This window comes from Hungatella hominis, from assembly GCF_014288005.1.
GTDB lineage: Bacteria > Bacillota > Clostridia > Lachnospirales > Lachnospiraceae > Hungatella > Hungatella effluvii.
Genome location: NZ_JACOPB010000018.1, coordinates 1 through 12043, shown reverse-complemented (window position 1 = coordinate 12043; position 12043 = coordinate 1). Strand labels below are relative to the sequence as shown.

The following is a 12043-nucleotide window of genomic DNA, read 5'->3' as shown; positions in this document are numbered from 1 at the left end:
CCAATTGAAATATTTTGTTTATCATGTGTTGGACAATCACTCCAATAATTTAATTGTAATCAGTTCAAATGGTCGTACGGTCATTGCAATTTTGTCACTAAACGTTGCTATAACTGCCTGTTCTCTCTCCAATAGATTACATTTCACTATCTTAGAGTATGTTTTAGCAAGTTTAATTATACAGTCCGTACGTTTATTGGAACTTTCATAAATTCGCATCACGATTCCCGAATTATCCTCCGATGGTTTTAGTGTCTCTATTATAACATTTTCTGCCGAACAGCTTGCAAAGCTGTATATCGGCGGCAGACTACCAGCCTGTTTTTTTACATAAACCGCACGCATGGGTAAATTCAGGCCGTATGCCTCTTTAACGGTATCGGCCTCTTCCCATGTCCCCATATGCGGATACAGAGAATAGATAAACCTGTGCTCCCCCTGGTCAATCCCCGGATATGGAGCCCGTCCAGCCTTGAGTAACGTGAGGCGGATTTTTCCGTGCTTTACATCACAGCCATATTTGCAATCATTTAAGACACTAATGCCATATCCTCTTTCCGATACATCCACCCATTTATGAATACACATTTCATATTTCGCCTGCTGCCATGATGTATTATTATGAGTAGGGCGTCTTATACTTCCGAATTGAATATCTCCTGTACAGAAATCCGTATTTATATCAAACGGAAATACAGCTTTTAAAAGCATTCCCTGCTCGTTCCACATAATATGGTTTTCTATGTCAATTCGCCCGCTGTCTCTGTAGATTCGAATTACCTGTTCAAACTGAGAATGATGAAAGCATTTGTTTATTTTAACAGCTGCAGTTATTCCATTATTCTCCATAAATGTTATGTTTGCTTCCCTATCTACTTTATACCTCTTACGGTCAGCATATGCTTCGATATTCCATGTATCCCACTTTTCCGGTATATCCTCATATACCTCCAGTACATTTCCATATTCCCCCGGCTTTAACAGGTCCCTGCTACACCGCTTATCATATATTCTTGCAAATGTACCATCTTGTAACAGTTCTATATAAAAATACTGATTTTCTAAAATTCGTTCATCTGCTTTCAGAGAAGTACCATCTATCTTCTTATCCTGTATCTCCAAATAGAAAGCCTTCCACCCCTTGGAAGGTATCTGTCCGACCCATGCGGATAATACTCCGTTTTCGATGATTGCATCATATCTGTTTTCGTCATTGTCACATAAATAATACAGACCATTCTGATACTGATCCAGCCCTTCAAATTTTAAATACCCTTCACGGATAAAGGGCAGCATATTAAAAATCAACAGTGCATCCCGATCTGCCGCAATATCTGAACAGATATACTTTACTGTCTGGATTGCATACTCGTCGCATCGCTTCCGCACAGCTTCCATCTGCGGTATTGCGCTGTCATATACTTCTTTGATGCAGGTACCTGGTAAAATATCATGGAATTGATTAAGCAGCACCACCTGCCAGTCCTTTTGAAAATGCATTGCCGTTTCATACATTTCCGGCCTTTCTGAAATAACGCACAGGCTCTCTGACTCCAGCATTCCAAATTCACAGCGCCTGTTTAATTGTTTCATCAATGCCATGGAGGTATAAGTTCCCTGATGATTTTCAAGATATAGCTCGCCTTCCCAACAGGGGAAATCCGTTTTCTGGCTCGCCGCACGCTCCAGCCTTTCGAAAAAACCTCGTGCAGTTCCCGTCTGTACTCTTGGACAGCCTGGAAGTGATTGTGACAGCCGCTCCTGATTTTCAAGCATTTCGGCAGTTACTCCCCCACCTCCATCCCCATAGCCATAAGCAATTAAAATTTCATTGGTCACTTCTTTTTGCTGAAAACGCCTCCAGCCTCCTTCTATGGCTTCCGGAAGGATATCTCCATTATATGTAGTATAAAAATCCCCTTCAGAATAGGATGGATTTCTCGTTGTCAGAAAATAAGACAGGATCTCAGTTCCATCAATCCCTTTCCATGAGAATGCGTCGAACGGAAGCTTATTGTATTGATTCCAGCTGATTTTTGAGGTTAGGAAATAATCAATTTCCGCCTTTTTCAGAATCTGTGGCATGGCAGCACTATATCCAAATACGTCCGGAAGCCATAAAATTTTACACTCAACGCCAAATTCAGTCCTGAAAAACTGCTTACCATATAATATCTGTCGTACCATAGACTCTCCTGAAATCAAATTACAGTCCGGTTCAACCCAGGTAGATCCTTCAGCCTCCCATCTTCCTTCTTTTACTCTCTCACGAATCTCTTCATATAACTCCGGAGCCTCCTCTTTCACGAACTGGTATAACTGAGGCTGACTTGCCATGAATATGTACTGTGGATAGTGCCTCATTAATTTTAATACAGTCGAAAAGCTGCGAAGTACCTTTTCTCTTGTCTGCTCTACTGTCCATAACCACCCCACATCAATATGAGTATGCCCAATGCATGTGGCAGTCACATCCGATATAAACCGTTTTTGTTCGTAAATTTTTAGCTTCAGAAGCTGGTCTGCACTCTTTACTCTTTGCAGGAACTCCTCTGTTCCACTTAAATAAAGTGGAACCTGATCAATCACCATTTGAAGACATTTCATGATATATATTTTATCACTATCATGTTCTTCCAACATATCGGCACACTTGGCCGCCATATCAATATCTGTCTTCAATTCTCCTATCAATTTCAGGTTTTCAAAGAATTCCAGGCGAAAATCAAATAAATGTTGATTCATACCGCCATACGCACAAAAATCCAGCTGGTATTCTGTTCCGCATCTTTCATCAATAAGAATCTGATTATGATTTACATCTATTCCCTGATTTATCTTTCCATTCAGGAAAAAAATAAACTGTGGATTCATGATATCCCATCGTTTTTCCGAACTGCCTGCATAGCAGGACACTAGATGAAACGAATTCTTATGTTCCTGAATCGTAGAAATCTTTGCAGTAAGACATTTACCAGCATATTCCGGTTTTAAGTGAAGGCTGGCCCGAAACCATGCGTGTGCATATTCACCTCCCCAGCGATCATTATCACAAAATCGCTGAAAAGGCTGCCCATTACGGTCAGCATCCTCCGGAGAGTGAAACTTTCCCTTTTTCCAATAAACTGTTTTATATACTTCTAAAGGCTGATACTGCCTGTCTTCCAATTCCAGTATAAATCTATTTATCCTCTCACGTAAGGCCGACATAGACTCCTCCTTTTATCATCTGTATAATTCGTTTACTCTCCTGTTATTTTCTTCCAAACTGGGTATCAGTCCCATCTCTCTTAAAATCTTTGCATACCGAGCCACAGTTCTGGGAAGTACATTGATGACATCGTCTGAATGCTGTAAATAATCCGCAATTTTAACAAAATCTGTCCCTTTTTTCCAAATATATGGATTGAATGATACTACAGGGGAATCCATAGTTGCTATCATAAAACCCGGCCGGATATGAGGCAGGTTATGGATCAATTCTTCCACGGAGCTTAACCGCGCAAAAGGCGACCCGAAGCAAAGAGTTTTAGGGGTCTGGTTAATAGCCGTCATCGCATCACTCTCATAAATAATCAGATTCCGCCCCGGTTGAACAGTAGATATGAAATATTCCAGTCCCACTGCCTGTACCGCCTTATAAATCTCTTCTTTCACCGTAGAGGCCGTCTGTAAATCCGTATCCGCAAAAGCATAATAACCACGAGGCACCGCATTGTCACCGGCAATATTACGAATCCTTTTCATCGCCTCCATGCAGTGAGCATAGAGATACTCCGGAGGACACGTTATTTCTGCTAAAATCCCCATTCCGCCACAGTGAAGAACCGGTTCCACAAGTCCTTTGGCACCGCCCCGGCTATGTGGAATTCCAATCAATTCCCACATTTGCGGACACGTTTCATAACGGGATGCATGAACTCCGATTCCTATTTTTAATCGTGTAACAGAACTGTATTCAACCAGATTAAGCATAGCCTCATTATGGGCCATTTCTCCTGAATGAAACAGGATAGTGGCTAACAGTTTTCCCTCCTTAGCATATTGATGAAGCTGGTCATCATTCGGTTCTTCCTCATAAATATCGCCTTCCTGTCTTACCCATATCTGAGGTATTGTTTCAACGAGCGGAAATGCTGGCCTGTTCGGATCCATAATCTTTATGCAAATACCATCTCTGGACCATTCAAATAAGTCTCCATCTCCTGTCTGTCGTCCTACGATTACCCGGTTATCAAGCTCACGGCAGAGTCTCCTTACCTCAGGTGCGATACCTGTTGCCGCTTCTGTATATTCATTGAAAACATATTCACCAGGTGAACGGGCAGCACATTCCTCATATACCGCAATTCTTTTCTCTCGGCAGAAAGTGGCAAGCTGTGACAGCACTGCCGGGGGATCAGCAAATGCCACCCCCTTAGCACAGTACTTCCATCGTTCTGCAATACGGACAGTGATCGTTCCATAGGAATCTCCCTCTTGAATCCGTTCCACAATATCAGCTGTCTCAGGCAGTGCTGCCTCGATTTCCTTATTCGGCAAAAAAGCAACAATCTCCTGTCCCCCATCCAATTCTATCATCGAAGCAGGATATGCCAGAAGATGGCCGAAGTAAATTTCAGGGTACAGATAAGGTCCTATTTCCAGTTTTCTCTCTCCTGTCTCAATAAAACGAGGTGGAGCACAAAAAACCTTAGGTTTCGCCTTCAATCGAGCATGATGCATCAATTGTTTATACAGTTCGCCAAGTTCATCGGTTTGTACCAGGATCTCTGCCTGAAACTGTTCGATGGAAGAGCGAAAAACATAAGTGTTACCTAAAAGAATATATTTGACATCATAACACGCATTCAAATAGTTAAACTGTGCATGATGCCGGCCGCCCAGAACTGTAGAACCGGTTTTGGCAAACAACGTTCCATCACGTTCAGACTCCAAATAACATTCAAACTCTGCACCTGCTTCCTCTGCGATCCAGGCAGCCGTAGGGACAGCCAAATGTACATCGTCACGGTTCAAGTCAGATATAAACAACCAAAGCAGCTTCTTCATATTTATAATCCCTTCCCTCCAGATAGTTTCCCATCTACGCCAGCGACATATCATTTAAAATCCTGGCATAACGCGCAATCGTCCCCGGCGTTACATTAATTAGTCTTCCGGAATTTCCTCCTCCTGTCATATATTCGGCAATTCTGCGAAGCTCCGGACCACATTCCCATGGCGCATTTTCGAAGCCCCAAACCGGACTGTCTAAAGCAGCCAATACCCAGCCCGGTTTATCAAATTCAACCAGCCGATCTTCACAGAGATCAATCTCATTAAGATCATTTGCCCGTACAAAATTAGAATAGAATCCAAAATAAGGCGGCGACATATTAATTGAGACAAAATCGCCCTTTCTATACTGTACAGCGCTTTCCCCCGGATTCATGGAAGTGACAAGATAATCAAACCCCAGGTCAGCCAGCATCTCGTACAGAGCTGGGTTTCCCTTTGTATAGTCCCGCAATTGGATATCTAAAAAAGTGTAATAGCCTTTAGGAACCGCCTTTTCCCCCGCAACCTCCGCAATCATACTGCGTGATTCCATAATATTCTGCCGAAGCACCGACAGATCCATGTATCCCTGTCCCTCAGCTGCAATCCCAAGCGCCCCAGTATAAAGCAGTGGCTCCACATAGGGAAAAAGTCCTCCTGATTCAAGAGGAACTTGAGAAAGTTCCCACAATTCCGGCAGGAATTGATACCAGTGAGCAGTGATCCCTGCTCCCATCTTCAGTTTATACAGTGCTGCAAAATCAAGAATTCGTGGGATAATATCTGCATGTCGTACATCTCCGGAGTGAAGAAGAATGGATCCCAAAACCCTTTTTTCCTTTGCCCATTTTATTAATGTATCATCATCGGGAATCAAATGATCATATGTGTTTTTATTATGTATCCATGGGCAACGTACTATATCCATAATTGGAAACTGTGGTCGGTTCGGATCTATAATCTGCAAAGCCAAATTTCGCTTAGACATTGCCAGTATATTCTGATCACTGTTCTGACGGCCGAACACAACATGCTGGTCCTTTTCCTCCGCAAAATCCATGAGTGACGGCAGTACAGACGGCATATCAAAATCAAACATGGAACAACAGCGGTGTCGGCAGAGCCAGGCAAGCCAATATGACGCCAAAACAGGGTCTGTTAGAGCCACCTGTTTCGCCTTATCCTTCCATCTGCTGCTAATACGGCACGACACACTGCGGTAGTCATCTGATTCTGAATATTCATCTATTACTTCTGTTTCAAAACCCAGGCGCTTTAATTCGTCAACCTTCTCTTTTTCTGTAAATACACACCTGATTTTCTTTATTCCCATCTGCTGCAGTGAAGTCAGTTCCTCTTCTTTCACAGAAGCATCAATCCCCAGGGTCCTGCTGTAAAATATTTCCGGATAACATAACGAATCACATCCAAACAGCAGTTTTTTAGTCGTCTTTCCATTCAGCATTGTCGCAGTATCTGGAAATTCCAAATTCAAATGTGCAAATATTCTGGAATACAGACCAGCATAATCATCCGCATAGGAAATAATAGGTCGTGCAAACGCATGCACTGCACTTTCATGAAGAACCGGCCCATCTAACATCACATACTCTGTATCAAAATATGCATTCAAGAAATAAAATTGTTCATGATGAAAACCGCCAAGCACTGTAGATCCAAAATAGTCTGCTACCGGAACTTCTCCCTCTTTAAATCGAAAGGGTTCACCACAATAATGACGCCCTGACCGGTATGCATCATAATATACTTCAAAATGAATTTCTGCTTTTTCAGTAAGCCATGCAAGCGTTGCTGCCACAGCATTCTTCCTGGGATTTTCATAGCTTCCCATTAAAAATAACAATTTCTCTCTCATTTTTTCCTCCGGCTATTCTCTATTTTTTCTGGGTATTCTAATAATTATGGTGGTCCCTTCTTTTACCCCTTCTTTTAAACTCAATCCATAATCTTTTCCGAAACTTAACTGAAGACGACGCTGTACATTATAAATTCCCAACTTTTGATAATCGTCCTCCTGCGGGTGCTCCAGGATTTCCTTCCACATCATTAGATTCATACCCACTCCGTCATCATGGACCTGATATTCGATATCCTCTCCCACACCCATCACAGTAATCCGAATAGTTCCACTGCCTTTTTTAGGAACAATTCCATGAAAAATGGCATTTTCTACCACTGGCTGTAAAATAAGGTTAATTGTCAAGCAATTCAGCACGTCATCCGCCACATCGATACTTACAAAAAATTTACCTACATATCTTGTCTCCTGGATATAGATATAGGCCCGCAGCAGATCAATCTCATCACTGATGGTTATTAATTCGTTTTCATATCTCGCGGCAGAGCGTAGCAGCTTAATCAGGCATTCTGCCATATCCTCAATTCCTTTCCGCTGCTGTATGGCCGCCATTTGTCTAATTGTACTTAACGTATTATAAATAAAATGCGGATTAATCTGAGACTGTAATGCTACAATTTCTGCTTTGCGCTTTTTCTCTTCACTCTCATAGATCTCTTCGATCAGCTTTGACAAGCGCAGACTCATGCGGTTATATCCCTCACCTAACAGAGAAAGTTCGTCATTTGTATCAATCGCAACCGTTCCTCCAAACTTTCCTTTCTCTATTTCTCCTAACATGTCCTTTATCTTATAAACAGGCCTTACAATATTACGCGATATTACAACAGTAACCGCCCCTGCCAGCAATACCCCTGTTATTCCTGCAATCAGCATATAACTTCCAACCTTTTTTACCGGTCTTCTCAGTTCCTTCTTAGCTACAAAACTAATTACGCTCCAATCGGTGTACGGTGATATACTGCAGGTAAAAAGAGTATCCTCCCCCATATATTTCCCATATATACTGCTTTCGTCACCTCGCAGTGACTGGATCATTTTTTTGTCAAGCCTTGGTGCCTTCTCTCCTCTGGTCGAATATATCACCTGACCTTCTTCCGAAAGAATCATAAAATCACCCGATATACCCAAATCGGTGAAAGAAATAATCTCATTAATTAACTGATCTACTTCTATCTCAATCGAAATAAAACCCAGTTCTCTATCCTGCCTGGTTTTAAAAAGCATATCTACATTTGGAATCCTGCGTATAAGTGTAATTGCTCTTCTGGAAGGAACATTATCATATCTGGTGTTATATGGACCAATAATAGCTTTATAGTCTCCCCTTTGTATAAATTCATCGCGAAACTGTCTGGAATTTTCTTCTATTGACTCCATGGAAAGATTTCTCGAATAATCGAAATATTTGTAACCGTCATTTCGGTACAGAAAAATTCCTGCTATATTGGGAGAGATACTGCGAAAACCTTCCATTAACTTAAATGCCTTGCTTTGGTTCTCTTTAAGAAAATAGAGTGAATTCTCAACCGATGTATAATCCGCTTTCATGATCTGCTGAATTGTATCATCTGCGGATATCTGTATTGCCATCCGGTCAACAATGCGCAAAAAACTGTCTAGTGATGCACTGATTCCACCATTAACTTCTTTTGCCCTGTCTATCTCGTCATTAATTACCATGTACTGAGTTCCAAAATAGAGCACTGCACTGCATGCAACCGCATATAACAAAATCAGCGTACAATACGTCATCATCAGCTTAGTTCTTAATTTTCCTTTTTTTCTCTTCCCTTTCATACCGTACCGCTCTCTTTCCTCCCAACCCTACATTTTCACAGCTCCAGCTGTTAATCCTCGTATGTAATATTTCTGTATACATATACCGAAAATAATAGGAAGGACCACCAGCAGCGCGGCAACGGCAGCCATCTCTCCCCATCGCATTCCAGATGTTGACATAAAACCCGTTATAATGACTGGGGCCGTCTTCGCTTTAGTCTGGGTTAGGATCAATGCAAACAGGAACTCATTCCAGGTAGCAATTACGCATGATATTGCCGCAGAGGCAATCCCTGGTTTCGAGATTGGCAACAGTACCGATAATAGCAGTCTCGGTAAACTACAGCCATCTATACGTGCAGATTCATCAATTTCAATTGGAATTTCTTTCAGGAATGTTCCCATCATCCAAATAACAAAAGGAATATCAATTAATAAATATACGAAAATAAGGCCTGCTAAAGAATCCAGCAATCCCAGTATTTGGAAACCTGTATAAACAGGTACAATGAGTGCAACCAGTGGAAGCATTAACCCTGCCAATATCCAGAGGAGAAACAATCTTTTTCCCCTAAAAGTATATCTGGCCATAGCATATGCAGCGGGCATGCCTATGATGAAGCTGATAACCAACGCACCACAGGTACAAATAATACTGTTCCTGTAGCCTCGGAGCACACTTAAATCTGTCAGCACAGATTGATAATTATCCAAAATAGGGGTAAAGAAAATTTTAGGCGGCACAGAAATAATATCCAACGTACTTTTAAAGGAGGTCGACAGCATCCATATAATCGGGGACATAAAACAGGCGGCAACCAAAATAATAACCGTCCCAGCCACAATCGAACCAATCATTTTTTTAATCTTCCGTTTTTGCATTCCATATTTCCCCCATAAAATTTGACATGCCTGCACAGATCAGTAGAATGATCGTTAAGAACACGATACTGAGTGCAGCGCTTTCTCCCATCTGGTCAAATGTAAATGCCAATTTATATGCATAAAAAGAGGCATTTGAAGTAGCATTTCCCGGTCCTCCCACAGTTAATCCATAGATCGAGTCGTAGGCACGAAACGCTCCCATAGTGCGAAAGATCAATCCGATCATCAGAATATTCTTAAGAGATGGAACCGTTATATTCCAAAACAGCTGATACTTACTGGCACCGTCAATCCGGGCCGCTTCATAATAAACCTCCGGTACAGATTGCAGTCCTGATGTTATAACAAAAAACAGATATGGTGTTGACTGCCAGATATCAACAATCACGAGTGACACTTTGGCTATCTTAGGGTCTGCCAGCCAATTTATGGGAGGGATATGAAAGAAACCTAATATATAGTTAATCACCCCATTATTGGAGTCCATCGCCATCTTCCATGTTACAGCGGCCAGCACCGGTGCTATTACCATAGGAATAATTAACAGGGAACGAACCGCCCCGATTCCTTTTATTTTCCGATGAAAGAGTAAGGCAATTGCGAAAGCCAAAATAAATTCAATACTTACTGCAGAAATCGTAAACTGAAAGGTAAACGCGATTGCCTGCCAAACCTCAGATGACCGGAGAATGGACAGATAATTTTCTAATCCAGTAAATGTGAATTGTCCTGGTGTATAGATACTTGTCTTATGTAAACTCAAAAAGAAAAGATAACTAATGGGCACGGCAGAAATGCATGCATATACAAGAATCGTCGGCAGTAACATGAGGTATATTCTCTTATTTTTTTTCACGGAACCCCACCTTTCTTAAAGCATAAGCTAAAATCCAGCAGGCCCGTTCAAACTAGAAACGAGCCTGCATAAATCATATTTTTAACCTTTTCCGTCGCGAATAAACTCTGGAATTTCTGTATACGCAGCATCATCTATCATTTTCTGAATCTTTGTATTCGCCTCTTGCAGTGCTTCTTCTATACCTTTTGTTCCAGCTAATGCGGCTGACACCGCTTCTCCGGTTGCGCCATAGATTCCATCACACTCCGGAATCAAAGGAAGATAGTAGATATCCCCGACTTTCATCGCTTCTTTTATTGCCAGAAAATATGGTGCTTTGTTGCTGGCATAGTCCAGAACACTGTTTCTTGTTAGAGCAGCGACGCCATATTTATCAAACGCATATTTTTGCAGATCAGAACCAGTTGCCCATTGAATAAACTGACTGGCCGCCTCTTTTTTTAGAGAATAGGCAGAGATATAGTAGCCGTAGCATTTCAAATCCGGTTTTGATCCTGCAGCCCCCTTTGGCGGAACCGCATAACCGATCTTTCCAACCGTAGTAGATTTATTAGGATCTTCCAGAATACCTGCCTGGATTGAGGAATCAATAATCATCCCAACTGTGCCATTCTGAATACCTCCAAATACCTGATCCCACGTATATACAATTCCTCCGGGAGGGGCAAACTGCTGATTTAACTCGCAATATAATTCCAGAGCCTGTTTTGCTTCCGGCGACGTCATATCGGCTTTCATTTCAGGATTCAAGAAATGTCCACCCATTGATTTTAGGAAATACGTAAACGAGTATGCACTCTGCCCCGGATCTCCTCTGTGGGCAGTACCGTAAAAATCAATCTTCCCATCCCCATTTGTATCTCTGGTCATTTTCTCTGCTGCGGCACGATATTCCTCTAATGTCTGCGGTACCTCTATTCCCAATTCTTCAAAAACATCCTTTCTGTACATCATAATATTCGTTTCAGAACGAATTGGTAAGCCATAGAGATGGCCGTCCGCAGTCATTAGCTCCAGCATTGCTTTCGGAAAATCTTCAAGATCAAAATCCTCCGGAAGATAATTATCAACGGGATCATACCAGCCGGCTTTTACGGAACCGGCGAATCCATTGGTAGCCTCTACGAACACATCATATTCTGTCGACTTGGACGCATGAATCAAAGGGGCTTTTGTTCTGGACTCTGACTCGGGAACAGTCTCAATATTAACTTTAATTCCTGTTGCCGCTTCAAACTCACCAACCTTGTCCTTAATTGGATCAACTACATCGGGATTATCAGCATAATACACAGTGATTGTCTGCCCCGCAGCAGAGTCTTTCATCTTTGGTTCGTCAACTGCTACGGATGATGTCTCTTGACTGGCTGCAGGAGTTTCTGTTTCCTTCTGTACTGGTCCCTTTTCTGTCTGTGAGCATGCCACAAGTACGGTTGCACACAAAATTGCTGCTGCAATGTTTCTTTTCTTCACTTTTTTCCTCCTAGTATAATAATGGTGTAGTCAATCAAGACTACAAGTTAATAGTTACGGTATCTGTTCTAATGAATAACTGAAGGAGAGGCTCTCCCTCCATCAGAGGTTATTGCTAATAATTA

General features: G+C 41.9%; 7 protein-coding genes. All 7 read right to left on the bottom strand.

What is annotated here, in order from left to right; genetic code table 11:
* Window positions 1-36: 36 nt before the first annotated feature.
* The 7 genes from H8S75_RS25975 to H8S75_RS25945 all read right to left on the bottom strand — a co-directional run bounded on the left by H8S75_RS25975 (window position 37) and on the right by H8S75_RS25945 (window position 11918).
* Window positions 37-2874: an alpha-mannosidase gene (locus H8S75_RS25975; RefSeq protein WP_187024008.1), complete on the bottom strand. Its 2838-nt coding sequence runs from the start codon at window positions 2872-2874 to the stop codon at window positions 37-39.
* Window positions 2875-3225: 351 nt separating this feature from the next.
* Window positions 3226-5052, bottom strand: a complete 1827-nt coding sequence (locus tag H8S75_RS25970) for a hypothetical protein (RefSeq protein WP_187024007.1) — start codon at window positions 5050-5052, stop codon at window positions 3226-3228.
* A 34-nt stretch (window positions 5053-5086) separates the two neighbouring features.
* Window positions 5087-6916, bottom strand: coding sequence for a hypothetical protein (locus tag H8S75_RS25965; protein ID WP_187024006.1), 1830 nt, complete (start codon window positions 6914-6916; stop codon window positions 5087-5089).
* 12 nt (window positions 6917-6928) lie between these two features.
* Window positions 6929-8719: a sensor histidine kinase gene (locus H8S75_RS25960; protein ID WP_187024005.1), complete on the bottom strand. Its 1791-nt coding sequence runs from the start codon at window positions 8717-8719 to the stop codon at window positions 6929-6931.
* 27 nt (window positions 8720-8746) lie between these two features.
* Complete coding sequence (locus H8S75_RS25955) at window positions 8747-9583, bottom strand: carbohydrate ABC transporter permease (RefSeq protein ID WP_187024004.1); 837 nt, start codon at window positions 9581-9583, stop codon at window positions 8747-8749.
* Window positions 9564-10442 carry a carbohydrate ABC transporter permease gene (locus tag H8S75_RS25950; RefSeq protein ID WP_187024003.1) on the bottom strand — a complete coding sequence of 293 codons (879 nt, stop codon included), beginning with the start codon at window positions 10440-10442 and terminating at the stop codon, window positions 9564-9566. The genes H8S75_RS25955 and H8S75_RS25950 overlap by 20 nt, the downstream gene beginning before the upstream one ends.
* 81 nt (window positions 10443-10523) lie before the next feature.
* A complete protein-coding gene (locus H8S75_RS25945) occupies window positions 10524-11918 on the bottom strand; it encodes an ABC transporter substrate-binding protein (RefSeq protein WP_187024002.1) in 1395 nt (464 codons plus the stop codon).
* Window positions 11919-12043: the final 125 nt, after the last annotated feature.

Excerpts from the sequence above, each read along its gene's own strand:
- H8S75_RS25965 (WP_187024006.1), bottom strand. The coding sequence starts at position 6,916 with ATGAGAGAGAAATTGTTATTTTTAATGGGAAGCTATGAAAATCCCAGG.
- H8S75_RS25975 (WP_187024008.1), bottom strand. The coding sequence starts at position 2,874 with ATGAATCCACAGTTTATTTTTTTCCTGAATGGAAAGATAAATCAGGGA.
- H8S75_RS25970 (WP_187024007.1), bottom strand. The coding sequence starts at position 5,052 with ATGAAGAAGCTGCTTTGGTTGTTTATATCTGACTTGAACCGTGACGAT.
- H8S75_RS25955 (WP_187024004.1), bottom strand. The coding sequence starts at position 9,583 with ATGCAAAAACGGAAGATTAAAAAAATGATTGGTTCGATTGTGGCTGGG.
- H8S75_RS25960 (WP_187024005.1), bottom strand. The coding sequence starts at position 8,719 with ATGAAAGGGAAGAGAAAAAAAGGAAAATTAAGAACTAAGCTGATGATG.